The following is a 25,892-nucleotide window of genomic DNA, read 5'->3' as shown; positions in this document are numbered from 1 at the left end:
AATAACGGTATACAAAGGAGAGAGTCACCATGGCAGAGCAATTAAAAGGCATCACCGTCGCCCTGGCCGGTCCGCGCAAGTCGGAGGAGATGGCCAAGCTGGTGCACAATATGGGCGGTACTGCATTACACCGGCCTGCACAGGGTACCGTATTTCTCGATGATGAAGAGCTTCGTAAAGGGTTGGATTCTTGGATACAGCATCCCCCGGATTGGTCGATTCTAACAACAGGAATGGGTCTGGATGCCCTGTTTGAGAAGGCGGAGGGAGCAGGGAACGCTGAGCGTTTTCTGGAGGTATTATCTCGTTCCCAAATTGCGGCACGCGGATATAAGACTGTAAATGCTCTTAAGAAACGAGGTCTAGTCCCTGTAGTTCGTGACGATGACGGCAGTACAACGGGACTTATTCGCGGTCTGCAGTCTTTCGATATGAAGGGTAAAGAGGTTGTTCTGCAGCTGCATGGAGATCCTTCTCCCCGATTGGTCTCTTGGCTGGATGAAGTAGGGGCTACCACACGCCAGATTCTTCCCTACCGACATACACCTCCGCAGCCCGGTGAGCTGGAAAGATTGCTTACAGAAATTCTGGAGGGCGGGATAGATGTTGTAGCTTTTACCAGCGCACCGCAGTTCCGTTTCTTGGCTGAGTATGCCCGGAGTCAAGGCAATTTAGCAGGGATGCTGGAGGCTTTTGAAGAAAAAGTTATCGCGCTTTCTGTAGGCCGTATTACCTCTGAAGCTCTGAAGGAAGAAGGAATTCAGCGGATTGTCGCGCCGGAGCATGAGCGGATGGGCAGTATGTTCGTGGAGCTGGGCCGCTATTTAGCTGCCAAAGAGTAAAGAAAGAGCTGCAAGAATGATATTCAGGGGACTAACAGAAGCATTCCCGCAGCGTAATCGGCGGGAATGCTTTTTTCGTAAATATATCCCTAAGGACGATAAACCCGTTTCTTCTTAGATGAATGGACAATAGGGGTTGTTTTCCTTAAAATATAGGCAACATGTAACTTAAATTAACAAAGTCATACGAAGGAGGATCTTATGGACAAGAGAAAATGCTTATTACTGGGTGATTATACTCATCCCCGGTTTCATCCTTTACAGGGTGTAGACAAACAAATCAGTGTGATCTTGAACGATCTTATGACGGTACAGTGCTCAGAGAACAAAAAACTGCTTCTAGGGGAGCATTTGAGCGGATATGATTTATGTATTGCATATAATGAACTATGGAACGAAACTGTTTCTCCGCAGCAGACAGCAGGTCTGCTCTCTTATGTAAGCGGAGGTGGTGGCCTCATTGTACTTCATACGGGAGTTTCGCTTGCCAAACGGTATGAACTGGCCCAATTGATCGGCGGTAGATTTATAGGTCATCCTCCATACGGCCCGTTGAATTTTCGAATTCTTGAGCATGATATAACAGAGGGAATACAAAACTTTCAGCTGGATGAGGAGCCATACCGGTTCGAATTCGATCCGTTTACTGAAAAAAAGCTGCTGCTTGAATATGAAGCGGATGGAGAATGGCTTCCGGCGGCATGGTGCCACAGTTACGGCCTTGGAAGAGTTGTCTATCTAATGCCGGGGCATCACGAACCTTCCTTTCATAACCAGGCCGTACGCCAGCTGATTTATAAGTCAGCTAAATGGGCTGCCCGGATTCCGAGATAAGAAGCTGAATCGTTAAAAGACTGACAGGATTTTGGAAATCGCCAGCTAGTGGGGTATACTTTAACCATTAACTCCGGTTGTCACCTAACGGAATCTTTGGGAGGAAAAATGCCATGAGTGATTTGTTTAAAAAAGCGATCTCTTTAGGAGTGGGCCTCACCATTGTCAGCAAAGAAAAAGTGGAAAAAGCCGTGGAAGAATTGGTTAAGCGTGGAGAACTTGCTCCGTCAGAGTCGAAAGCACTGATTGACCGCTTGGTTGAGCGCGGCGATGAAGAACGAGGGATGTTCAAATCAGCCGTTCAAGAGCAAGTTCAGCGTGTGCTTAAGGAATTAAAAGTTCCGGTTCAAAGTGATATGGCTGCACTTGAATTACGTATTGCCATATTGGAGAGCCGTTTGGCTGAGCTGGAGGGAGTTTCCCAATCCGAGGGAACACTGCCGGAAACGCGTACCGATTAAATGGCGGTCCGTATTAGATATGCCGGACGTTACCGGACCATTGCCATGGCGCTTATGCGTCATGGCTTCGGCTATATGGTGGAGGAGCTTGGTTTAAATCACCTTTTATCGCTTCCGCGCCGTCTGGTGACGCAGGAGGCATACGAAGGAGTTACGCTTGGGGAGCGGATTCGCCGAGTATTGGAGGATCTGGGGCCGACGTTTATCAAGTTAGGTCAGCTCGCAAGCACCCGCTCGGACATGCTGCCCGATTCAATCATTCATGAACTAGTAAAACTTCAGGATAATGTGCCTCCATTTCCAGCGGGCACCGCACGCGATATTGTGGAACAGGAGCTTGACCAGCCCCTGGATGAAATATTTCATTCCTTTGAGGATGTACCGCTTGCAGCCGCTTCGATCGGTCAGGTACACCGTGCTGTACTGCTAAGCGGACAAACCGTGGCTGTGAAAGTCCAACGACCGGGTGTTTTACGGATGATGAGTCGTGATCTGGAGATTCTTAAGGATCTGACCGCACTTGCTGAGAGAAGATTAGACTGGGCGAAGCAATACGGGCTATCCCGGATGACGGAAGAGTTCTCCAGATCGCTAATAGCGGAGCTCGATTACAGCCACGAGGGACGTAATGCAGAGAAGATTGCGCTGCAGCTGGCAGACCATCAAAACGTATATATACCGGAAATACATTGGGATTATACCTCCGCTCGTGTTCTGACGATGGAATATGTAGAGGGGATTACGCTTAACCGTCGTCAGGAAATGATGGATAAGGGAGTGAATCTGCAGAAGATTGCTGAGCAGCTTGTGGAGATTATGCTGAAGCAAATCTTTATAGACGGTTTCTTTCATGCGGATCCTCACCCAGGCAATGTGATGTTAATGGAAGACGGCAAGTTGGCGTTGATTGACTTTGGTATGGTCGGAAGACTTAGCGAAGAGATGAAGGATCATCTGGCCGGGCTGATAATCGCGCTCATGCGAAAGAATACAGATGCTATGGTAAGATCTATTATGCGCCTGGGGATATTGGACGAGGAAGCAGACCGGGTGGCCCTTCATGATGATATGGATATGCTAAGGGAGGAGTATTATGATGTTCCCTTCAGCAGGGTAAGCATCGGTAAAGTTCTGAATGATCTGTTCAGAATTGCGCGCAGGCACCATCTTGTCATTCCCCCGGATTTGGCAATGCTGGGTAAAACCATGCTGACACTGGAAGGTGTGGTCAGCAATCTCGACCCTTCCTTCAGCATTATTCAGATGGCGGAGCCGTTTGGAAGGCAGCTCTTGAAGCAGCGCTTCAGCAGCCATCGCTTGCAGCGTAAGCTGTGGGGTGGGGTGGCAGAGCTGGCTGAGAGTCTGGTGGAATTACCCGGACAGGCCAGACAGCTTACTTCGCTGATCAGTAAAGGCAAGCTGAAAGTGGAGGTTGGTATGCCGGAGCTGCAAAGTTTGCAGCGCAAGTTTGACCGAATCGGCAACCGCTTGTCCTTCAGTATAGTATTGCTTGCTTTCAGCATTATCATGGTCGGTCTGATTATCGGCTCATCACTGCGGGGTGAACCCTCCCTGCTGTGGGATTTCCCTACTGTGGAAATCGGCTCGGTCGTGGCACTGCTGATGTTTGTTTGGCTGCTGTTCTCCATTTTTAAATCAGGTAGATTTTAGAAGTCGGCGGCAGTGTGATAAATATTCTTTCAGGCGATGCACACAAAAGGCGTTCTATAAAGTACAATGGAAGTGATGCTTTCAGAGGAACGGCCTTTACTTCTTATTGATCAATTGCACTTGTATGTGCGAATTCTCCGTACAGGGATAAAATGGGACGGAAGGACTCGGTGGTGAGTTCTTCCGCTTTTGTTTGAATATAAGGAATGCCATTGTTCTTGGAACGAGCCTTTTCTAAAGGGCTGAAAGTGTAGGAATAGATGCAAAAACCAATTTTCAGGAAAAAAGTGAGGTGGAGAAATTGCCGAGTTTTAAAGAATTAGGAGTTTCGGAAGTATTAAATACACTGCTGCAGGGTCAAGGGATTGTGAAGCCTACACCTGTACAGGAAGAAGCGATTCCGCCACTGGTTCAGGGTCTCGATGTTATTGCCCGGGCGAAGACTGGAACAGGGAAGACGCTGGCTTTTTTGCTGCCGATTATGGACAAGATCCAAGTTGAACGTGCATTTCCACAAGCGCTAATCATGGCCCCGACACGCGAGTTGGCACTTCAAATTACTGAAGAAGCACGCAAGCTAGCCCGTCATACGGGCGTTAAGATCTTGGCTGTTTACGGTGGACAAGATGTCGAGAAGCAGCTGCGCAAGCTGGAAGGCGGCAGACATCTTATTATAGGAACGCCAGGACGTCTGCTCGATCATATGCGCCGCGGCACGCTCGATTTGAACGGAGTCAAAATGCTCGTTCTGGATGAGGCCGATCAAATGCTGCATATGGGTTTCCTTGAGGATGTAGAGACGATTATTACGGCGGTTCCATATCGCCGGCAGACGATGCTGTTCTCTGCTACGATGCCTGATCCGGTCAAACGTCTGGCTGCCAATTATATGAAAGAACCACTGGATATCGTTATTAAGAGCGGTTCCCCGATTCCGCTTGATAATATCCGTCAGCAGGTCGTGGAATGCTCGGATCGTAATAAAGAAGAAGCATTGAAGCAGTTAATCGAACGGGATCGTCCGTATTTGGCTATTATTTTTTGCCGGACGAAGCGCCGGGTATCCAAGCTGAACGAAGCTCTGCAAGCTGCGGGCTATGACTGTGATGAGCTGCACGGTGATTTGTCGCAAGGTAAGCGCGAAGCCGTTATGAAGCGATTCCGGGATGCGAAGCTCCAATTGCTCGTAGCAACGGATGTAGCTGCGCGTGGTCTTGACGTAGAAGGAATAACACATATATTTAATTACGATATGCCGCTTGACGGAGATAGCTACATTCACCGTATTGGCCGGACAGGCCGTGCGGGTGGCAAAGGACTTGCAATTACCTTTGCTTCACCGCGTGAAAGTCAAGGTCTGGAAATGATTGAGCATGCCATTTCGCAGCGTCTGGATCGTCGACGTTACGAGAAGGATGAATTCGGCATAGGTGAATTCACGGCTATCCAGACTGGCGGACGCCAGCTCGGTAAACGTCAAGGCGGAACTCCTGAAGCGGCACGGACAGGTCACGGGCCTAAGACGGGTGGACGCGGTCAAGGGCGCGGCGCAGCTCCGCGGGCGGAAGGTTCATCCCGCCGTGAAAGCGGCGGCCGGGGTCGCGGCAGAGAAGCAGACGCAGGTAGAGGCAGCGCGCGTAGCGGATATAGCGCAGGCCCTTCCAGAGGCAGAAGCGAAGAAAGTGCACCAGCCAAGACGAGAGTTGGCGGCGGTTATGGAACTTTTGCAAGAGGAGAAAGCCAACCTCCGGCAAGCAGTTCAGCAGGAGCAAGAGGAGGCAGTCCTCGTGGTGATTTCCGAGGCGCTTCCAAGGGTAGTCCGAGCAGCGGCTATAGCACTAATGTAGCCAGAGGCGGAGAAAGCGGTTATAGTGTTGGCGCATCAAAGGGCAGCGGTTCGGGGAGCGGTTATAATCCCGGAGGATCTAAAGGCAGCCCTAAATATAGAGCAAACTTGCCTCGCGGTGAAGCTGACGGCTACAGCGCCGGTGCTTCAAAGGGCGGAAGTCCAAGAAGCGGCGGCTATAGCACGGGTAGATCTAACTCAGGAGGATCCGCTTCAGGAGGTTCCAGAGGGGGTCAAGGCGGCTTCGGTTCAGGAAGTCGCAGTGGCGGATTTGGCTCTGGGAGCCGCAGCGGCGGTAGCGGCGGCGGTGCTCCATCACGCGGTGGACGCGGCAATGGTCCTGGTCGTCAAGGCGGCCGGGGTAAGTAAGGTCTAACCAATTTATAGAGGTATCTTATTACCATAGGCATCGTTAGCATTTTGCTAACAGCCTATGGTAATAATTGTTTTATAGGAAAGTGAAACCTTTAGGAGCAAAAGCCTGTCTAGTAGATAAATAGAGCTTGAACTGTAAGAGGAGTGTGGCTTGTTCATGTCCAAAAAATTGTGGATTGTTATCTTATTTATAGTAGTCATAGTTGCAGGTTGGGGTATTGGGAAGTATACAACCCCGTCTGCTTCGCAGGTAGACGGAACTGATATATCGCAGCAGCCTGACCTTCAGGGGCAGCCGGTAGAATCTGAGCCTTCGGCAGTTGTAGGTAGTGCCGACAATAGCCAAGATCCCTCCGATGATTCAGCCTCTGGAAATACCGATGCGGACGGAGAAAATGCAGTATCACCCTCTCCGTCACCTGTTGCTGAGAATGACGACGATGATGTAAAGCCGGAGCCGACGGATGCTCCTGTTACTTCCCGGCCACCGGCCAAACCGACAGACTCCGCAGAGGAAGGATCGTCCGGCAGTGACGATTCTATTGAAACAGCTGCAGAGCCGGAGAGTCTTACTGTGCTTGTGAATAAACAGTACAAGCTGCCTGATAATTACAAGCCGGATGATCTCGTCTATCCGGATGTTCCTTTTCTGTTCAGTGATAAGATTGAGAAACGGATGATGCGCAAGACTGCAGCTGCAGCGCTTGAGGAGTTATTTGCAGCTGCCCGGAAGGATGGTGTGCATTTGGCCGGTGTTTCTGCATACCGCTCCCAATCCACACAGACCAGATTGTTCAACAATTACGTGGCTCGTGACGGTGAAGCCAAAGCACGCACTTACAGCGCTGTTCCGGGGCATAGCGAGCATCAGACCGGACTGGCTATTGATGTCTCGGGAAGTGACGGGAAGTGTGCTGCAGAGAGCTGCTTTGCCGGAACCAAGGAAGCAAATTGGCTGGAGAAACATGTCGCAGAATTCGGTTATATCATCCGCTTCCCCGAAGGTAAACAATCGATTACCGGCTATAAGTATGAGCCTTGGCACATACGGTATGTAGGTACAGAAATCGCCAGTTCGGTTGTGGATAGGGATATTACACTTGAGGAATATTATGATGCCGTTCCGGTGTCCCGATAACATATATTCAAGCAGTCCTGATCCTCGGGACTGCTTTTTTTTGCACCTGTCGTATGTTGATTCACTGTTAGCTATCCCGGTTAAGTAGAAGACATCACTAGGGATTCTACAAGGAGGCGACAAACGTGTCCGAACATAATCATGTGGTCAGTAAAGACGGTAGCGTAGTTATGCAGAGGGTGGATGAAGCTTTGGACCGGATTGGCCCGGGGCAAAAAGAAGCGATTCTGGAGAATTTTCAATCCTTTCAGACCTATTTAGGTAAACGCATACAACTTGCCCTAAAAATTGGGCTGAACGAAGAACAATTAGCGATGGCCGCGGAGAAGGTTGCTGACTATCTTGCAAAACATGAGGAACCTCGAAATAGTGAGGAAAAGCTGCTCCTGGAATTATGGCGGGTTGGCAGCAAGGAAGAGCGGCATCAACTAGCACATATGCTGGTAAAGCTGGCTCAAGAGCTGAAATAATAAGTTGGTAAGGTGAAAGATGCCCTTCTCTGGTTAGCGGAGAGGGCATTTTGTTGTATACTTAAGGGATTAAATGGTAAATATTAATTCTAATTGGAGAGCTGAGTATGATAAAAAAACTTAGTGTGCTGGATCAATCCCCAGTTTCAGAGGGAAGTACTCCAGCCGAGGCATTGGCGCAGACTGCTTTATTGGCGCAGGAAGCAGAACGCCTTGGCTATCACCGCTTTTGGGTATCAGAGCATCATTCTGCCCCTGGTCTGGCCGGTTCTAGTCCTGAAGTTCTTATAGCCCATCTTGCTGCAGTTACATCATCCATACGTATCGGCTCCGGCGGGGTGCTGCTGCCTCATTATAGTGCATATAAAGTAGCTGAGAATTTCCGGGTTTTGGAGGGGCTGAATCCCGGAAGAATCGATCTTGGGATCGGTCGTGCACCAGGCGGAGCCGCACTGGCCACCCGTGCATTGCAGGAGAATCAGCTTCGTAATATAGACCGTTATGAGGAGCAAATCCAGGATCTGATTTACTATCTGTATAACCAGCCCGAACCCGGCCACCGCTTTGCGGGACTTCAGGTTACACCTGCTGTACCTACCGCTCCGGAAATTTGGTTGTTAGGATCCAGCAGAGGCAGCTCCTTACTTTCAGCTAAGCTTGGAACAGGCTTTGCTTTTGCCCAATTCATTAACGGTGACGGCGGCAGTGCGGCTGTTAGTGAATACAAGAAAAATTTTCAATCCTCTGAGCTTATAGGAAGCCCACGCTGTATTGTTGCTGTATTTGTGGTTTGCGCCGAGACCTCGGAGGAAGCGGACAGGCTGGCATCCAGCATGGATCTTTCCCTCATTTTATTGGAGAAGGGGCATGTATCTACGGGCACTCCTACTGTTGAACAAGCGTTAGCTTATAATTACACCCCTTATGATATGTTCCGTATACACGATAATCGTAAAAGGATGGTGGTTGGCTCACCGGAGAGCGTGAGGGAACAGCTTGAAGCGCTCGCAGAGCTTTATCAATGTGAGGAGATCATGATAGCCAATCTGATACATAGCTTTCCAAACAAATTGAAATCACTCCAGCTAGTTGCGAAGGCTTGTGGATTATAATAGGCTATTCAGTAAACCTGAAGAAAGAGTGGATACGAGCACGTTAACTTGCTTTCCGATAGGCATAGGGTAAGATGTAAAGGTCTTGGACGAGAATATACTCGAGGTGAAAGGAAGGGGAATTATACATGTCGATTTACAGTTTTGCCGGAGTTACTCCTGCAGGCAAAGAAGTGCCATTTACCGAGTATGAGGGTAAGGTTCTGCTGATTGCCAATACAGCCAGTAAATGTGGACTTACACCACAGTACGGAGATCTTCAGAAGCTGTACGAGCAGTATGGAGATCAGGGACTTGTAGTGCTGGGTTTCCCTTGCAATCAGTTTGCCGGGCAGGAACCAGGCACAAGTGAGGAGGCAGAGGAATTCTGCCAAATCAATTACGGAGTTACGTTTCCTGTGTTCGCCAAGGTGGATGTGAATGGACCGGATGCCAGTCTGTTGTTCCGATATTTAAAGGGCCAGCAGCCGGGATCTGCGGACAGCAGCGGTATTCAATGGAATTTCACCAAGTTCCTAGTGGACCGCGGCGGTAATGTAGTGGCCCGTTTTGAGCCGAAGGAAGCCCCAGAAACGATGAAAGAACGTATAGAGTCATTGCTATAGTTACCGCTTGGTTTGCTGTAATATAAGTTTGAACATCCTTTCTTGCATGCAATAAACCGCTGCTTGAAAGGGTGTTTTTGGTTTATAAAATAGGCTCTTTCTCGAAATCAGTGCTTGAAATTCCGTTTACGTCACTGTGCCGGGAACGATTCGATCTAACTTCGCCTGATGTTTCAACGGGTTTAGGCATCTACGCTTACAGGTAGCCGAATCCAGGTTGCGGACCAATCCTTCGATGAATTAGAGGGGGAAATGCCCGCTAATACCGAACGAAACGCCATTAAATTGAGATTAGAGGGAAAATATCCCCATAATCTTACCCATACCGCCCCAACGAGGTATATCCTCAAAATTAGCGGGCGAAATCCCCTCTAATTGCCCAAATGGGGTGCCGGGTGCAGAAATAGAGGGAGAAAATCCCTCTATTGGGCGTAACGGATCTCATCCTTCTCGTCACCTATCAAGCACTGATTTTGGTGTTGAGCCATAAAATATAAGAAAAGTTTCCACCATACTTTGCTTATATTTCTACGAGAAACGGGTGCCGTCCCATAAAGGACGGCGTAGCCGTTTCTTCTTACTTGAAAATAATGCTTGACGCTTTTCAAAGACCTTGTATCCTTTGAATAGGAAACATTGTACATAGTATTACTGCATAATGTACGGATGAGTAAGGATAATAACGGCAGGAGGTTTTTATACAAGCATGAAGTTAATTACAGAGGTAGCATCAGAAGCGGGCATTGACGAGAAACATCTAGAGCTTTACGGCAAATATAAAAGTAAGCTCTCTCCATCACTCTGGGACGATATTAAGGCTAAGCCGGACGGCAAGCTGGTACTGGTTACTGCTATTAATCCTACCCCGGCAGGTGAAGGGAAGACCTTAACGACGATCGGCCTTGCGCAGGCGCTGAATGCCGCCGGAGTTCGAACGGTAGCAGCGTTGCGGGAACCCTCATTAGGCCCCTGTCTGGGGATGAAGGGCGGCGCTACGGGCGGAGGGAAGTCTCAGATCGTTCCTGCAGATGATATTAATCTGCACTTTACAGGGGATATTCATGCGGTTACGTCCGCACATAATTTATTGTCCGCGATGATCGACAATCATATATTTCAAGGGAATGAATTAGGCCTGAATCCGCAGCGAATCGTCTGGAAACGGGTTATGGATATGAACGACCGCAGCCTGCGCAGCATTGTGACAGGGCTGGGTGACGGCAACGGCCCCGTCCGCGAGAGCGGCTTCCAGATTACAACGGCTTCGGAGATTATGGCTGTGCTCTGTTTATGCAGTAATCTTTCCGATTTGAAGAAACGCCTCGGTCGTATGCTTATAGGCTATGACCAACAAGGTCAGCCTGTAACTGCGAAAGCACTGGGAGCGGTAGAAGCGATGACGGCGTTGCTGAAGGAAGCGGTCAAGCCAAATCTTGTCCAGACTTTGGAAGGAACGCCGGTCATTGTTCACGGCGGCCCATTTGCTAATATTGCTCACGGGTGCAGCAGTATCATTGGTACCCGTTATGCACTGAAGCTAGGTGAAGTTGTAGTCACAGAGGCTGGTTTTGGAGCTGATCTCGGTGCAGAGAAATTCATGGATATCAAATGCCGCCAGGCGGGACTTGCTCCTTCAGCAGCTGTGCTTGTGGTCACTGTGAAGTCATTGAAATATAATGGCGGAGTCCCCAAGGACGAGCTCTATAACGGAAATAGGGCGGCGCTACTTTCGGGAATGTCAAATATGGAGCGGCATATTGAAAACCTCGGTAAATTTGGTGTACCTGTGCTTGTAGCCATTAATCACTTTGAAGGTGACAGTTCTTCTGAGATCAATGAGGTGGTGGAAGCTTGCCGCCGCTTGAATGTGCCTGCTGCGGTTTCCAAGGTGTGGGCAGAGGGCGGAGCCGGAGGTCTTGAATTGGCCGAGGAGTTGAAAAAACTGCTGAACCGCGAAGACCAACCGAAATTTGCGCCTTTATATGAGGTAAGCTTGGATATTCCAGCCAAAATCAGTAAAATTGTCCGCGAAATCTATCATGGAGCGGATGTAGCCTTTTCACCGGCGGCCAAACGGAGCCTAGCGGTAATCGATCGTCTGGGTCTGCATCATCTCCAGGTATGCATGGCCAAAACACCGTATTCCTTCTCAGACCAGCCACGTTTACTTGGGGCTCCAGAAGGCTTTACGATGGGGGTAAGAGACATTACCTTATCACTGGGGGCAGGATTTGCTGTGGTGATTACCGGCAATATCGTGACCATGCCTGGACTTCCTGCAAAACCGGCCGCAGAGCAGCTTCGTATTGACAATGAGGGCCACCTTCAGGGACTCGTGTAATTATGTAATAACCTACTCAGGGCTTTGCCGTGTTGTTTGACGGTAAAGCCCTTTTTTTGTTATGGCTGGATTCTCCAAATGGCTACCTTCTCGATTCAGACATAATGTGCTGGCCGCATGGAAAAGATAATAGAGGACTCTTTTTCGGAACACCAAGAAGAAACGACTTTGCTGTCCTGAACGGGAGCCTATGCTTCCGGGTTCAACTAGTTGTTGACGAAATCCTCTACTCCATGGAGCAGAGGATAAAGACCGCTAACTATTTTCAATTACACTTCTGTGCTGTGGACTGTAGAGCCGCTATTTAAGTCTCAAAGGGTTATGCGAAACATGAAGCGGACTCAGGAGACGCTATTCAATCAAAAACAGCCTCTTTTGGGAGAAAATTGCTCATTAGTGTCCCTGGTGTCCGTTAAGATTCCAAATCTTCCAATTTTGCTTAAATAAGGTCATCTCTGTCCGTTACCTGATGGGTAACTTTGAGATGGAGCGCATCTTCTGCTTTTTTATATACTTAAAATTGTGAACAATTTGGGAATATAGTGTAAAAGGCTTGCAATGTGATAAAAATCACAATATAATCTAGTTACAAAGTGAAATTAATCACATACAAATCAAAAAACGTAAATAAAGAGCTTTTCAACTTGGAGGAGGAAGAAATCATGAAAGTAGCAGTCATTGGATGTACCCATGCCGGAACCGCCGCAATTGTTAACACCGCCCAGCTTTACCCGGATGCAGAAATAACCGTATATGAGCGAAATGATAATATTTCCTTTCTGTCGTGTGGTATTGCCTTGTATGTAGGCGGAGTTATCAAAGATCCCCAAGGCCTCTTCTATTCTTCACCCGATAAACTTAGAGAACTTGGTGCAAATGTGAAAATGCGTCATGAGGTCACTGCAGTGGACACGAAGCGCAAAACCTTGCGGGCCCGTAATCTAGACAATGGTCAGGAATTCGATGATTCGTATGATAAGCTAATCATGACTACCGGTTCTTGGCCGATTGTACCAAAGCTTACAGGAATGGATTTAGAGGGTATCCTCCTCTCCAAGAACTATAGTCACTCCAATACCATTATTGAAAAAGCTCAGCAGGTGGACAGAATTACCGTCGTAGGTGCAGGATATATTGGCGTCGAGCTGGTAGAAGCTTTTCAAATGAACGGGAAACAAGTGACCCTAATCGATGCCGAAGATCGAATTTTGAGCAAATATTTGGACGAAGAATTTACTACACCTATTCAAAAAACGCTTGAAGATCACGGAATCAAATTGGCACTTGGAGAAAAGGTAAGCTCTTTTGCAGGTGAAGGTGGTAAAGTGACAAAGGTTATTACCAGCAAAGGAGAGCATGAGACAGATATGGTCATTCTCTGCATCGGCTTCCGCCCGAACACAGAGCTCCTAAAGGGTCAGGTGGATATGCTTCCTAACGGTGCAATAATCGTGAATGACTATATGCAGACCAGTATCCCGGATGTATTTGCGGCTGGTGACAGCTGTGCGATCCACTATAATCCAACTGGTAAAAACGCCTATATTCCGTTGGCAACAAACGCTGTACGGATGGGAACATTAGTGGCCCGTAACCTCGTATCCAATCTGATTCCATATATGGGTACGCAGGGAACATCAGGCATCAAAATATACGAGGACAACATTGCAGGGACCGGACTTACCGAAGATGCTGCAAAGGCTGAAGGAATGGATATCGAGAGCGTGATTATTACAGATAACTATCGCCCAGAGTTCATGCCTACTTTTGAACAGGTTCAGGTAAAAGTGGTGTTTGACCGTGAAACCCGCCGGCTTCTGGGGGCTCAGATCATGTCCAAAATGGATCTTACCCAATCGATCAACACGGTGTCGGTATGCATTCAGAACAAAATGACCATTGATCAGCTTGCCTTTATCGACTTCTTCTTCCAACCTCATTATAATAAGCCTTGGAATTTCCTGAATACCGCAGGACTTCAGGCTCTTCCCAAAACAATCGAACGTAAAGAGCCAGTGACTATGTAATATAAAAAAACTCTGGTAAACAAACAAACGGCAAGTCTCCTGAGGATTGGGGGCTTGCCGTTTGGCGTTTACACGGGTTGAATCAGCAGCTAAGAGCCCCTGTTCTCTAGAATAGCTGCATCTGAGAAGACTCATGCATTTGACGCATGGGTCTTCTTAAGCTGACAAACAAATTTGACATGTCAGTGAAAATTTTCACTTACCTTTCTTGTAGGTGATATTTATCACGTTAATGTGTTTTGACTCGCGTTACAATGGCATAAAGGAACAAATTTAAAGTAAATAGAACCAAAAGGAGATAGGAATCATGGCTTATAATAAACCGCAGCAAATTGCTGAAGTCACGGTGGAAAATGGAATTAAAAAAGCGCATAATCCACTGAGCACTGTGCTTATCCTAGGTTTTCTTGGAGGGGCGTTCATCTCGCTCGGATTTCTGCTTGATATTCGTGTAATTGCCAGCGCACCGGCGGCATGGGGATCTTTTGCCGGATTTATCGGCGCCTCGATCTTCCCCTTGGGACTGATCCTAGTATTGCTCGCAGGCGGCGAACTGTTGACAGGAAATATGATGGCTGTGCCTTTAGCATTCATCGCTAGAAAAATTACATTTTGGGAAACTCTAAAAAATCTTATCCTAATAACCATTAGCAACTTGGCTGGTGCACTCTTTGTCGCTTATTTCTTCGGTCATGTCGTTGGATTAACCGCTGACGGTGTTTATCTGGACAAATTGGTTGCCATAGCAGAACACAAGCTGGATGACACCTTCCTTCAGGCCTTCATTTCAGGTATCGGCTGTAACTGGCTCGTAGCCCTTGCCGTATGGCTTTCTTACGGAGCAGATAATTTCAGCGGTAAAGTTCTGGGTATTTGGTTCCCGACCATGGCTTTCGTAGCTATCGGCTTCCAGCACGTTGTAGCTAATATGTTCCTTATTCCTGCAGCTATCTTTGAAGGCCACTTTACTTGGTCTCAGTACATGATGAACTTCATTCCGGTTTGGCTTGGCAATCTCGTGGGCGGTGCAGTATTTGTAGGTGCAGCTTATTGGGCAGCTTACCTGCGCAAAGAGCCGTCAGCTGCTCAAACGATGGAGAACAGAGTGGCTGCCGGAGTTAAAAAACACGCATAACATATTCTTCAGGAATGAGACAGTCCGATTTTATAAAACATGTTAATAATACAGAAGAACAGCGGTTCACCAGTAGTAACGGGTGAATCGCTGCTCTTCGTTTTTGGTCATTAAATCCAGGGAATTTTCATGACTTTCCATTTACGTCACTGTGCCGGGAACGACTTCGATCTAACTTCGCTTGATGTTTCACCGGGTTTGCGGGCAACTTGCCTTACAGGTAGCCGAATACGGGTTGCGGACCAGTCTTTCGGTAAATTAGTGGAAAAATGCCCTCTAATACCGACCAAAATGCCATAAATTCGAGATTAATGGGAAAATACCCCTATAATCTTAACCCATACCGCCTCAAGAAGGTATATCCTCAAAATTAGTGGGCGAAATCGCCTCTAATTGCCCAAACGGGGTGCTGGGTGCAGAAATAGAGGGAGAAAACCCCTCTATTGGGCGTAACGGGTTTCTGTCCTTCTCGTGAAAATATCTAGCAATTCATCTAAATGGCTGTACATTTATTATCATTACAAGTGGTCTACTGGCTATAACAGGTATCGCAGGTTTTATCATTGCCTTTTTCATTGAAGTGCAACTTTGGTTTGAACGCCTTCACCAGCGTCCATGCTGACCCTGCTCCACAAAAAGGAGTGTCCCATAAAGCCATGCAATGGCTACTTGGGACACTCCTTTTACGTATGAACACAATAAAATTCGCCGTGCAATACCGATTCGGGGGAACGAAATCGGGTTCACGGCGAACATAGTAGGGAGTGTTTCATATGATTTATTACCCGGGCATTGAGGGAACAAATCAGTCTTTTTCAGGTACTTCTTTACGGAGCTACTCAGCAATTATAAAATATAAACAGGTATAAATTATTGGGGGGAATGCGGTCATGAATGATAGTGTGGAGGGTATATTCCCGGCGGTATGTCCGCTGGATTGCCCGGATACATGCGGACTTTTAGTCCACAAGAAGAACGGTAAAATAGTAAAAGTAGAAGGAAACCCGGAACATCCCGTTACCCGTGGAGCGATTTGCAATAAAGTAAGGCATATGGCAGAGCGGATGCACCATCCGGAGCGGCTGATGCATCCGCTTAGACGGGTGGGCCGTAAAGGGGAAGGGAAGTTTGAAACGATAAGCTGGGAGGAAGCAATCGGCGAAATCACCAGTAAGTATAAAGAATTGACTGCGGAATACGGCTCGGAGAGTATCCTGCCCTACAGCTTTTATGGAAATATGGGCGTACTAAGCGTGGAGGGGATGGACAGACGGTTTTTTAATGCCCTAGGTGCAAGTCTCCTGGATCAGACGATTTGCAACTCTGCAGGCACTGCCGGCTGGAAAGCTACTATGGGCTTCAATGGGGGGACAAGTCCTGAGGACACAGTGAATGCCGATGTAGTCATCGTTTGGGGCGGTAACATCGTTAGTACAAATATGCATCAGGTCGTACTGGCAGAGCAAGCCCGCAAGCGTGGAGCTCAGGTAATCGTCATTGATGTTCACCGGAATCGAACCGCGCAATGGGCGGATTGGTTTCTTCCGCTGTATCCCGGGACGGATGCGGCGCTGGCGCTGGGTATGATGCATATACTTTTCCGGGATGGGCTTACCGATACGGATTTCTTGGAGAAATATACAGTTGGTTACAATGAATTATGCCAGCAAGCATCCTCCTATACGCCTGAGCTGGTATCGTCCATTACGGGCATTCCTGCAGGGGATATAGAGAAGCTTGCCAAGCTTTATGGCGAGGCCCATACCTCCTACATTCATATTGGCAACGGACTTCAACATCACGATAACGGCGGTATGAATGTGCGGAGCATTACTTGCCTGCCTGCTCTGACTGGACAGTGGCTGAAGACCGGAGGCGGTGCGTCTAAATCCAACGGCGGCTATGCCGCTATGAATTCACGGGCTTTGGAGCGCCCGGATTTGCGGCCCAATCCGCGGGCACGCCGAATTAATATGAATCGAATCGGAGAAGCGCTGGAAATGACCGAACAGCCGATAAAAAGTCTGTTCGTCTATTGCAGCAATCCGCTTGTCGTAGCCCCTGATGCAGAGCGGGTTCGTGCAGGCTTCGAACGAGAGGACTTGTACACGGTTGTACACGACCTATTTATGACCGATACGGCCCGTTATGCCGATATTATATTGCCTGCCACCTCAACCTTTGAGAATACGGATCTTTACAGCTCCTACTGGCATCATTACATTCAACTGCAGGAGCCTGTGCTGTCTGCACCGGGACAATGCAAGAGTAATGTAGAGGTGTTCTCCCTGCTTGGACAAGCGATGGGCTTTGATGCGGAGGCCTTCAGTCAGACGGAGAAGGATATGATTCGGGAAGCTCTGAACTACCCCCGTAATCCTTATCTGAACGGGGTTTCTCTAGATCGCCTTCTGCAGGAACGGTATGTGAAGTTGGATATGACGCCGAAACAGACGTTTCTCGACAATCTACCAACATCGTCAGGTAAAATCGAGCTGTATTCCAAATCCTTGGAATTAGCCGGGTTACCGCCACTGCCAACCTATACTCCATTGGTAGAGGGGTATGACGGGATTCGGCGGCCGGAACCTGCTGATGCGTATCCGCTAATGTTCATATCTCCGCCGAATCACAACTTCCTTAACTCCACATTCTCAAATGTTGAGAAACATCAAGGGTTGGAGAAGGAGCCTGTACTGCAGATTCACCCCGATGATGCTGCTGCCCGCGGAATTGCGGACGGAGACGAAGTAACGGTATTCAACGGACGCGGGAGAGTAGAGATCAGAGCTAAGGTAGTGGATAAAATGCTGCCCGGCACCGTGATCAGTCAGGGGTTATGGTGGGAAGGCAAAGATAGGCCTCAGCGAAGCAATGTTTTGACACCGGACCGTCTAAGCGATATGGGCAGTGGCGCCACCTTTTTCTCGTCTACAGTAGAGGTTAAGCGGCGATAGGTGTAATGTAGGTATCTTTTTTTACGGAAAAAAGGAATCAATAATATATTGTGGTGCTGCGATAAAGCGTTAGCGTGAATGCTTGCTCTACACCCTGTTTTAGGATAATACTGGATGGAATAATGACACATATATTACAGGGGATGTACATTACTTATGAGATTTTTAGACGCTTATCCTAAGGAAGTAAAGGTATTTCTAATTGCCAGTCTCATAAATGCAACGGGCAGTGCCTTGATGTGGCCGCTGGTTACGATGTATGTCTTTGATGAGCTGGGACGTAGTATGCAGGACGCAGGGTTAGTAATTCTCATTCAGTCGCTCGGCGGTATTGTGGGACAATTACTGGGGGGATCGCTGTATCATAAGGTGGGTGTGAACCGGCTGATTGTCGGGGCACTGGCGATGAATGCTCTGGCACTGTTTGCCTTACCGGCAGCAAGTCATAGCTGGATGTTGTTTATGGTTACGATGGGTCTGGTCGGTTTATTCAACTCGCTATCGCTGCCGGCTATACAGGCATTTATCGGTTTCCGATTCGCGAAGCAGCGCGGGGAGCTGTTTAATGTTATCTATGTCGCCAATAATATTGGGGTAGCACTTGGTACAGCCTTGAGCGGTTTCCTGGCTGATTTATCCTATATGCTGAGTTTTGTACTAAACGGTGTGACTTCGGCCGTATTTGCTGTTTTTTTCTTTCTCTATCTTAAAAAGGTGGGCGAGAGCCCGCAGGATGAAGCAAACACTTATAAAAAGATGCCGCCGCGTCACGCCTCGAACTGGAAGCTGATGGGCAATACGCGCATTTATCTATATATGGCTATCGGCTCTATGTTTCTACTTATCGGTAATTCTATATGGAATACTGGTGTGTCGCCCTTTATTATCTCGGAGGGGTGGGCGAAGAAATCCTACGGCTTTCTCTGGACATTGAACGGAATTCTTATATTTGTAGCTCAGCCCTTAGTAAGTTTGATTAAACGTTGGTTCGCAAGGACGTCAACCGCCCAAATGACTGCCAGTGCCGTCTTTTATCTGAGCGGTTACGCCGTAATCCTGCTGCTTCCAAGCTACCCGGGCCTGCTGCTTGCGATGGTGTTGGCTACACTCGGGGAGATGCTGATTTCACCGGCAATGCCATCTTTTATATCCGATCATGCGGAACGCAGCGCTCCTTTTTATCTCGGACTCAGCGGAGGTATCGGAGCGGTCGGCAGGGTGATTGGTCCCTATTTTATGGGGAGCTTATTTGATAGCGGAGGGCTTGCGCCAACGGCTTGGCTTGCTTCCGGTATGGCGCTGCTGTCGATTGGATTTTTTTGGATTCATGCCTATATTAATCGTCAGGGTCTCCTTAAAGAAAGATCTGCGGCTATGATTCGTGTCGATGGAAAAGTGGTATGATAGAGGCTCGGGTAGTGAAGGTGAGGGAGGCTTAAGGTTATGCGGCATATTAAAGGAGATCAGCTTGTTATCCGTTTATCGGAGATTCGGGATGCTCGCGAGTTAATTATTCTGGACAATATGATCTGGACTGAAGATACCACTCCGGGCCGTCTAACCTGGTGCTCGCGTGAGGATTATCTACTGCATGCACCCCCCGGCTCACAACTGGTAGCTGTGGAAGAAGGCGTCTTATGCGGATATGTGGGCTTTGGCCACCCAACGGGTATGGAGAGCAATCGTCATGTCCTCGAGATTAATATTGCTGTGCATCCGCGCTCCCAGCGCTCAGGCATAGGGCTTAGACTTATGGAGACCATGAAGAAGATGGCAGCGGACAAGGGAATCCGTAAGCTTCGGTTACGGGTGTTGTCTTGCAACCAAGCCGCTCTTTCTTTCTATACCAAGTGTGGATTTCAGGAGGAGGGACGGCTGAGAGATGAATTTTATCTCGGCGGTCGTTATGTAGATGAGGTGTTCATGAGCTATCTGCTGACCCGAAATAAATACCCTAATGACGAGCGGAGGGTAAATCGATGAAAGTTGAATCGCTTAATATAGGCAGGCCTATTACGGTTGATTATCACGGCAAGGCACTGGAGACGGGGATCTATAAACTTCCTGCCAGAGGGCCGGTGCATCTGTCGGTTAATGGTCTGGAAGGAGATGGACAAGCCGATCTAGTAAATCACGGAGGTCCGGACAAGGCCCTGTGTGTATACCCGCTAGAGCATTATGCTTATTGGGAAGAACAGCTTGATAAGAAGCTTGAATATGCTGCATTTGGGGAGAATATAACGACTACCGGTTTGTTGGAGACAGAGGTATGCATCGGTGATATCTATGAAATCGGAACCGCACTTCTTCAGGTTAGCCAGCCGCGCTACCCCTGCTTCAAACTCTCGCAAAAGCATGGGGCTTCTGATATGCCCGTAAAGGTATTGACTAGTGGATATAGCGGTTTTTATCTTCGTGTTCTGCGTGAGGGTGAAATTGCAGCGGACGACACCATTGTTAAAAAGCAAACCGGACTGGGTGCTGTGCCTGTGTCCAAAGTTCTGCATTTGATGGAGGTCGGACGTAAAGACAAGACAGGTCTGGCGGATGTAATCGAGCTGGACAGCCTTGCAGAAGGGATCCGCAGCAGATTCCGGGATTGGCTCGAATCTCCTGGAAGTTGAGCTAGTTATATCTAAAATGATGGAGTAACTTCCCATAGAAACTGGCTCCTTTTTAAACAGGGGTTAGCTTCTATTTTTTTAATGTTATGGATTGTCTTAATCAATACTTTCAACTAGACGGTCTACTAATTGAGGGGACTTTTCCCGCATAAATGACTTCAACCCGTCTTTATTGGGATTTTCGGGAATAGGCAGTACTGGAACGAGAAAATCACGAAGTTGCTTTAAGTTGGAGTTGTTATAGTTATTGATGTCAGGGGTGAGCTGCAGAATCACTGCTGGCTGTCGATCGATTGTAATTTCTTCAACGACACTGCAGGGTGCCGTATTCTTAATCGTATCCAGCCCCCCTAATTTCGAAATATGGGTTGAGGTTAATAAATTCAGCCAAAAGTAACCGCGTAGAAAATCAGTAAGTTTGAAATGTCTATCTGGAGATATCCTGTATACCATTTCAAAAATGGTATTCCCTCTAGGGGCTCCTACAGAGGAACCGAAAGAAATGAATCCATTAGTGGCATTAATGCCGATTGCAATTTTTTTAAATAATGTAATAAACTGTTCCTGAACTTTTTCAGGAATTACACCGTTAAACAATCGTTCGGTCAATGAAAAGGAGAAAACGCTGTAGGGATGTAATCCCAATTGTTGGTCTGCCTCGAAGCGAGGATCTACATCTCGGCAATTTAATCCCAGAGCGAAGTTAGGAAGTACATATTTCGGGCGCTCGTGATCCTCAGGGTCATCTACCTTAAAAAACTGTTTATGTTTAGATGGATCCTCATAATAGTCGCGAATATGCAATTCAATTATCTCGCCTTTTAATAGCAAATCATATATTTTTTGTAGATTTTTAGCGTTGAAATCTAATCTTCTGCTTCGCGGTTTCCGAATGTCGTAATCAATCACCAAATGTAAAGAGTAAGGTTCTACGATTCGTTCAAATACCTCTTGAAGTAATTTTACTAATATCTCGCCTTTTTTTCCTAAATTTTCATCGGCCGACAGTTGCAAATGTATGCTTTTGTCAAAAATATAGGTCATATATTATTGTTCCCCCTAGATCATCTTGGGATTTAAAATATTTAAAATATTTGAAATATAAGAAACTATATCGTCCATAAAGACGACGAAATCGGTTCTTCTTATGACTGGCGCTTAACTGAGCAATCGCCATTCACTGCGCAATAAACCGTATACGGCATGGTTAACGTAACCGGAGGGCAGTTTTTCGACTTGCCGAATCACCCCTTCGAGCACAAAGCCAAGCCGCTCTGGAATCCCTCTGCTAGGTGTGTTCCCTGTAGCACAGCGGATTTCAACCCGTTCGAGCTCCATCTCAAGCAGTGCATAATCAACGAAGACCCGGCAGGCGCTGGTCATGTAGCCTTTACCTTCATAGCCTTGACCGAGCCAATAGCCAATGCCCACGGAACGGTTGCGCCAGTCAATCTCGTGGTATCCGATAATACCGGCAAGCTCTCCGCGAACCCATAACCCGGCGGTAAAACCGCCATTATCCGTGGCTTGCTTGATGGCATTTTTGACAAAACTGACGATGTGATCCTGTTCGGTAACGGCATCCACCCAAGGCAGCCATCGCCGCAATCGTTCACGGGAACGTTCCACTAACTGGAACATAGGGCGCGAGTGCTCCGGTGCCAGCGGTTTCAGCATCAGCTCGTCATCGATAACATAATTGAACATGCTGTCCCTCTCCTTCCCGTACAAAGCTGTATTAATCCAATGCTACTCTATCGTCCGGAGGGAAGTCAAAAGGTAATAAGCATTTCCTAGGTGTTTTGCGGTATGCCCGCTTTTATTGAACAATCCACGGTTAACGGGTATATTAGTAGGAAACATATTGTGCCAATAAAGTGGTACTAATACAGAATGAAAGGTTGATATCTGTGGAGAACCGTAGCACCCCCTCCAATTTCATTAAGAATATTATTACCGAAGATATCCGTTCGGGCAAAGTAAAGGAAGTCATTACCCGCTTTCCACCAGAACCCAACGGTTATTTACATATCGGGCATGCTAAAGCGATCTGGATTAACTTTACCTTGGCGGACGAGTTTGGCGGCAAAACCAACCTTCGCTTCGATGACACCAATCCGGTCAAAGAGGATACGGAATATGTACAATCGATTCAAGAAGATGTGAAATGGCTGGGGTATGAATGGGACAACCTTCGATTTGCCTCGGATTATTTTGACGAAATGTACGCACGGGCGGAACTGTTAATTACCAAAGGTAAAGCTTATGTAGATGATCTCAGTGCCGATCAAATCCGTGAGCTTCGGGGCACACTTACACAGCCGGGGCAAAACAGTCCATACCGCGAGCGGAGTATTGATGAAAGCTTGGATCTGTTCCGTCGGATGCGTGCAGGAGAATTCAAGGACGGCGAAAAGGTGCTGCGCGCCAAAATCGACATGACTTCACCTAACATTAACCTCCGTGATCCGGTTATTTATCGTATTTCTCATTCTCACCACCATAACACAGGCGATAAATGGTGCATTTACCCGATGTATACCTTTGCTCATCCACTGGAAGATGCGATTGAGGGCATTACACATTCACTTTGTTCCTTGGAATTCGAGGACCAACGCCCCTTCTATGATTGGTTGATTGCGGAAGCCGAAATGCCGGCTGTCCCTCATCAATATGAATTTGGACGCCTGAATCTGGCTCAGACGATGACCAGCAAACGTAAGCTGAAGCTGCTCGTGGATGAAGGACATGTGGATGGCTGGGATGATCCGCGTATGCCTACTATTTCCGGACTACGTCGCCGCGGGTATACACCTGAAGCGATTCGCAGCTTTGTATACGAAGCGGGAATATCGAAGAGCCAAGGTCTGGTGGATCTGCAAATGCTGGAGCATTTCATCCGTGAGGATCTGAAGCTGAAGGTGCCGCGTACGATGGCTGTTCTGCGCCCGCTCAAGGTTGTAATCACTAACTACCCTGAAGACCAAACTGAATGGTTAGAAGCCGAAAATAATACCGAGAATGAGGAAATGGGCAACCGTCAAATTCCATTTTCCCGTGAGATTTATATTGAACGTGATGACTTTATGGAGAACCCGCCGAATAAATATTTCCGTCTCTTCCCAGGGAATGAGGTGCGTCTTAAGAACGCTTATTTCATTAAGTGTAATGACTTCATTAAGGACGAGAACGGCGAGGTTGTTGAATTACATTGTACCTATGATGTTGAAACCAAGAGTGGCAGCGGCTTTACCGGCCGTAAGGTTAAAGGAACCATTCACTGGATTGAAGCCAGCCAAGCGGTTCCGGCAGAATTCCGTCTGCTCGAGCCCCTGATCTCTGCAGAAGAGCCTGAATCTGATCCGGAGGTAGAGGGACTGGAAGCCTCCACGGAGAAGTCAGAACCAAGCTTCCTAGATCAGCTTAACCCGAAATCCATTGAAATCCTGCAAGGATTTGTGGAACCCGGCCTTAAGGACGTTGTAGCACAGGATAAATTCCAATTCTTCCGTCATGGATACTTCAATGTAGACAGCAGATACTCTACACCGGGTCATCCGGTATTCAATCTCATCGTTTCATTGAAGAGTTCCTTTCAGCCGCCGAAACAAGGGTAATTGAATTGGTGGAAACGAGCTAATTGGGCTGAATGAAGAGTAAAAGTACAATTGATTTGGTGGAAACGAGCTACTGAGGCCGAATGTAGTGTAAAAGTACACTTGTTTTGGTGGAAACGAGCTACTGAGGCCGAATATAGTGTAAAAGTACACTTGAATTGGTGGAAATGAGCTAATTGGGCTGAATGAAGTGTAAAAGTACAATTGATTTGGTGAAAACGAGCTACCGAGGCCGAATATAGTGTAAAAGTACACTTGAATTGGTGGAAACGAGTTACTGAAGCCGAATGTAGTGTAAAAGTACACTTGAATTGGTGAAAACGAGCTATTGGGGCCGAATATAGTGTAAAAATACATTTGATTTGGTGGAAACCAGCTACTGAAGCCGAATATAGTGTAAAAGTACATTAGATTTCAAAGAATAAAAATAAAGCAGGCTTGGCCCTCCTCACGGAAGCCAAGCCTGCTTTTTTCACAATAATCAAAGCATTTCTATATCTAAAATTTCCTCTTCAATGTCTGCAACAGGCCGATAACCGCCCCTAAAAACAAAGAAACACATAAAGGCGAAGCCTAGAGAACCGATCAAAGCCAAAAACACACCGAACTGGTACATGCTCTGGGCACCGAGATACTGGAACAGAAAACCGCCCAATATCCCCCCGATAATACCCGATAAACCGCTCCAGGTTAAGGTATAGAGAGCTTGTCCGGCAGATCGGTAGGGACGGGGAACAAGAAGCATGGTCAGTTGGGTACCGACATAGAAATAACCGCCAAAGGTTACACTGTGCAGAATCTGGATAAAAGCCACCTCAAGCGGAGAAGTAGCACCGGCCATCAACCACCAACGCAATGCAAACAATGCGCTAACTAGTGCCAGCCATCCCAGAAGGATAGAGATTTTACGCTTCAAAAATCGGTCGCAAAGGACGAATACCACGATTTCCAGAATAGAGGACAGAAATACGGCGAGGCCCACCATCCCCTTGGAGCCGCCCATGTCTGTAATAAACAAAGACATAAACGTATTATTCATCGTATTAGGTATCGACACCAGAATACCGAAGAAAATAAAACATAGGAAAAACGGATTGTGAAACAATCTGCCAAACCCTTTAAACGGCAGCGGGGCAATCCCGATGGAATGTCTGGTCTTCGGCAAAGCAACTAACGCGAGCATAGATGCCCCTATTAAGGCTGCGAACAGATAGGACAAAACCGAGATGCCCATCCACTGGATAATCGGTCCGGCTAAAATAGCTGTCAGTGCCCACCCGAGTGAGCCCCAAAGTCTGAAAGAGCCGAAACGGCGATTTGTACCGTCAATATAACTTAAAATCATAGTATTACTCTGTGCGAACAGCGGAGTCTGAAAGAAATAGAACAAGATCATGGAAATATAAACCATCTCATATGTATTTGCCTGAAAAGCTAGCTGGGACAGGACCAGTGTTCCCGTCAGCATGAGAAGTACGATCCGCCGTATATTTTGATAACGGTCAGTCCATATTCCCCAGAACGGATTGGCAAAGATCGAGACGAACGGACCCAGCGACATAAGGGCTCCGATCTCCAGCTTGTTCATTCCGACATCCTGCAGGTATAGTTGAAAGAAGCTGGTGAACAGCACCATAGTTCCGTATACAAAAAAGTTGAACCACTTCAAAGACGTGAAAGAAGGTTGCTTGTCAAAGTTCTCCCGCAAATTGGGCACTCCTTTCCCGCAAAATGCCTTGCATTTCATGAGCGGCAATCAAGGCCGCTTCTACCACTGTAACATGTGTTGAAAGGGGATACAAGAAAAGAGCGCTTTCAAAATCAAGCATAGGAAATG

20 protein-coding genes are annotated in these 25,892 nt (G+C 47.5%); 17 read left to right on the top strand and 3 right to left on the bottom strand.

From position 1 onward, the window contains the following. Nucleotides 1–29: 29 nt before the first annotated feature. The 16 genes from J2T20_RS02955 to J2T20_RS02880 all read left to right on the top strand — a co-directional run bounded on the left by J2T20_RS02955 (nt 30) and on the right by J2T20_RS02880 (nt 20,438). Nucleotides 30–842, top strand: a complete 813-nt coding sequence (locus J2T20_RS02955) for a uroporphyrinogen-III synthase (protein ID WP_307585409.1) — start codon at nt 30–32, stop codon at nt 840–842. Between the two features lie 201 nt (nt 843–1,043). Continuing rightward, complete coding sequence (locus J2T20_RS02950) at nt 1,044–1,676, top strand: ThuA domain-containing protein (protein ID WP_307585407.1); 633 nt, start codon at nt 1,044–1,046, stop codon at nt 1,674–1,676. Nucleotides 1,677–1,789: 113 nt separating this feature from the next. Further along, nucleotides 1,790–2,137, top strand: a complete 348-nt coding sequence (locus J2T20_RS02945; protein ID WP_307585406.1) for a phasin family protein — start codon at nt 1,790–1,792, stop codon at nt 2,135–2,137. After that, complete coding sequence (locus J2T20_RS02940) at nt 2,138–3,808, top strand: ABC1 kinase family protein (RefSeq protein WP_307585404.1); 1,671 nt, start codon at nt 2,138–2,140, stop codon at nt 3,806–3,808. Nucleotides 3,809–4,109: 301 nt separating this feature from the next. Then, a complete protein-coding gene (locus J2T20_RS02935; protein WP_307585402.1) occupies nt 4,110–6,023 on the top strand; it encodes a DEAD/DEAH box helicase in 1,914 nt (637 codons plus the stop codon). A 163-nt stretch (nt 6,024–6,186) separates the two neighbouring features. Further along, the gene (locus tag J2T20_RS02930; RefSeq protein WP_307585400.1) at nt 6,187–7,167 is read left to right on the top strand and encodes a D-alanyl-D-alanine carboxypeptidase family protein; all 981 of its coding nucleotides are present in this window, start codon (nt 6,187–6,189) and stop codon (nt 7,165–7,167) included. A gap of 125 nt (nt 7,168–7,292) precedes the next feature. Then, complete coding sequence (locus J2T20_RS02925) at nt 7,293–7,637, top strand: DUF3243 domain-containing protein (protein WP_307585399.1); 345 nt, start codon at nt 7,293–7,295, stop codon at nt 7,635–7,637. A gap of 110 nt (nt 7,638–7,747) precedes the next feature. Beyond that, the gene (locus tag J2T20_RS02920; RefSeq protein WP_307585775.1) at nt 7,748–8,749 is read left to right on the top strand and encodes an LLM class flavin-dependent oxidoreductase; all 1,002 of its coding nucleotides are present in this window, start codon (nt 7,748–7,750) and stop codon (nt 8,747–8,749) included. Nucleotides 8,750–8,877: 128 nt separating this feature from the next. Further along, entirely contained in the window at nt 8,878–9,354 is a 477-nt protein-coding gene (locus tag J2T20_RS02915; protein WP_307585397.1) for a glutathione peroxidase, read from the top strand. Between the two features lie 706 nt (nt 9,355–10,060). After that, nucleotides 10,061–11,695 carry a formate--tetrahydrofolate ligase gene (locus J2T20_RS02910; protein WP_307585396.1) on the top strand — a complete coding sequence of 545 codons (1,635 nt, stop codon included), beginning with the start codon at nt 10,061–10,063 and terminating at the stop codon, nt 11,693–11,695. Nucleotides 11,696–12,357: 662 nt separating this feature from the next. Further along, a complete protein-coding gene (locus J2T20_RS02905; protein ID WP_307585395.1) occupies nt 12,358–13,722 on the top strand; it encodes an FAD-dependent oxidoreductase in 1,365 nt (454 codons plus the stop codon). A gap of 307 nt (nt 13,723–14,029) precedes the next feature. Next, nucleotides 14,030–14,857 carry a formate/nitrite transporter family protein gene (locus J2T20_RS02900; RefSeq protein ID WP_307585394.1) on the top strand — a complete coding sequence of 276 codons (828 nt, stop codon included), beginning with the start codon at nt 14,030–14,032 and terminating at the stop codon, nt 14,855–14,857. A gap of 890 nt (nt 14,858–15,747) precedes the next feature. After that, on the top strand, nt 15,748–17,814 hold the full coding sequence (locus J2T20_RS02895; RefSeq protein WP_307585392.1) for a molybdopterin-containing oxidoreductase family protein: 2,067 nt from the start codon (nt 15,748–15,750) through the stop codon (nt 17,812–17,814). 156 nt (nt 17,815–17,970) lie between these two features. Beyond that, nucleotides 17,971–19,218 carry an MFS transporter gene (locus tag J2T20_RS02890; RefSeq protein WP_307585390.1) on the top strand — a complete coding sequence of 416 codons (1,248 nt, stop codon included), beginning with the start codon at nt 17,971–17,973 and terminating at the stop codon, nt 19,216–19,218. Nucleotides 19,219–19,257: 39 nt separating this feature from the next. After that, nucleotides 19,258–19,797, top strand: a complete 540-nt coding sequence (locus tag J2T20_RS02885) for a GNAT family N-acetyltransferase (RefSeq protein ID WP_307585388.1) — start codon at nt 19,258–19,260, stop codon at nt 19,795–19,797. Further along, nucleotides 19,794–20,438, top strand: a complete 645-nt coding sequence (locus J2T20_RS02880) for an MOSC domain-containing protein (protein WP_307585386.1) — start codon at nt 19,794–19,796, stop codon at nt 20,436–20,438. The genes J2T20_RS02885 and J2T20_RS02880 overlap by 4 nt, the downstream gene beginning before the upstream one ends. A 96-nt stretch (nt 20,439–20,534) precedes the next feature. Here J2T20_RS02880 and J2T20_RS02875 read toward each other — a convergent pair whose 3' ends face one another. Together J2T20_RS02875 and J2T20_RS02870 are read right to left on the bottom strand one after the other, a co-directional pair. Further along, nucleotides 20,535–21,482 carry a hypothetical protein gene (locus tag J2T20_RS02875; RefSeq protein ID WP_307585383.1) on the bottom strand — a complete coding sequence of 316 codons (948 nt, stop codon included), beginning with the start codon at nt 21,480–21,482 and terminating at the stop codon, nt 20,535–20,537. Between the two features lie 114 nt (nt 21,483–21,596). Next, nucleotides 21,597–22,145 (bottom strand): GNAT family N-acetyltransferase, encoded by a 549-nt coding sequence (locus J2T20_RS02870; RefSeq protein ID WP_307585381.1) that lies wholly within the window; start codon nt 22,143–22,145, stop codon nt 21,597–21,599. 203 nt (nt 22,146–22,348) lie between these two features. Here J2T20_RS02870 and J2T20_RS02865 point away from each other — a divergent pair, with 203 nt between their 5' ends. Continuing rightward, a complete protein-coding gene (locus J2T20_RS02865; protein WP_307585379.1) occupies nt 22,349–24,055 on the top strand; it encodes a glutamine--tRNA ligase/YqeY domain fusion protein in 1,707 nt (568 codons plus the stop codon). A gap of 481 nt (nt 24,056–24,536) precedes the next feature. On the opposite strand, the gene J2T20_RS02860 is transcribed toward J2T20_RS02865, so the two are convergent. After that, a complete protein-coding gene (locus tag J2T20_RS02860; protein ID WP_307585377.1) occupies nt 24,537–25,763 on the bottom strand; it encodes an MFS transporter in 1,227 nt (408 codons plus the stop codon). Between the last annotated feature and the right edge of the window lie 129 nt (nt 25,764–25,892).

It is taken from the genome of Paenibacillus wynnii (assembly GCF_030812855.1).
GTDB lineage: Bacteria > Bacillota > Bacilli > Paenibacillales > Paenibacillaceae > Paenibacillus_AQ > Paenibacillus_AQ wynnii_A.
This window is presented reverse-complemented; position numbering and strand designations above follow the sequence as displayed.

Excerpts from the sequence above, each read along its gene's own strand:
- J2T20_RS02955 (WP_307585409.1), top strand. The coding sequence starts at position 30 with ATGGCAGAGCAATTAAAAGGCATCACCGTCGCCCTGGCCGGTCCGCGC.
- J2T20_RS02950 (WP_307585407.1), top strand. The coding sequence starts at position 1,044 with ATGGACAAGAGAAAATGCTTATTACTGGGTGATTATACTCATCCCCGG.
- J2T20_RS02945 (WP_307585406.1), top strand. The coding sequence starts at position 1,790 with ATGAGTGATTTGTTTAAAAAAGCGATCTCTTTAGGAGTGGGCCTCACC.
- J2T20_RS02940 (WP_307585404.1), top strand. The coding sequence starts at position 2,138 with ATGGCGGTCCGTATTAGATATGCCGGACGTTACCGGACCATTGCCATG.
- J2T20_RS02930 (WP_307585400.1), top strand. The coding sequence starts at position 6,187 with ATGTCCAAAAAATTGTGGATTGTTATCTTATTTATAGTAGTCATAGTT.
- J2T20_RS02915 (WP_307585397.1), top strand. The coding sequence starts at position 8,878 with ATGTCGATTTACAGTTTTGCCGGAGTTACTCCTGCAGGCAAAGAAGTG.
- J2T20_RS02910 (WP_307585396.1), top strand. The coding sequence starts at position 10,061 with ATGAAGTTAATTACAGAGGTAGCATCAGAAGCGGGCATTGACGAGAAA.
- J2T20_RS02905 (WP_307585395.1), top strand. The coding sequence starts at position 12,358 with ATGAAAGTAGCAGTCATTGGATGTACCCATGCCGGAACCGCCGCAATT.
- J2T20_RS02900 (WP_307585394.1), top strand. The coding sequence starts at position 14,030 with ATGGCTTATAATAAACCGCAGCAAATTGCTGAAGTCACGGTGGAAAAT.
- J2T20_RS02895 (WP_307585392.1), top strand. The coding sequence starts at position 15,748 with ATGAATGATAGTGTGGAGGGTATATTCCCGGCGGTATGTCCGCTGGAT.
- J2T20_RS02890 (WP_307585390.1), top strand. The coding sequence starts at position 17,971 with ATGAGATTTTTAGACGCTTATCCTAAGGAAGTAAAGGTATTTCTAATT.
- J2T20_RS02885 (WP_307585388.1), top strand. The coding sequence starts at position 19,258 with ATGCGGCATATTAAAGGAGATCAGCTTGTTATCCGTTTATCGGAGATT.
- J2T20_RS02880 (WP_307585386.1), top strand. The coding sequence starts at position 19,794 with ATGAAAGTTGAATCGCTTAATATAGGCAGGCCTATTACGGTTGATTAT.
- J2T20_RS02875 (WP_307585383.1), bottom strand. The coding sequence starts at position 21,482 with ATGACCTATATTTTTGACAAAAGCATACATTTGCAACTGTCGGCCGAT.
- J2T20_RS02870 (WP_307585381.1), bottom strand. The coding sequence starts at position 22,145 with ATGTTCAATTATGTTATCGATGACGAGCTGATGCTGAAACCGCTGGCA.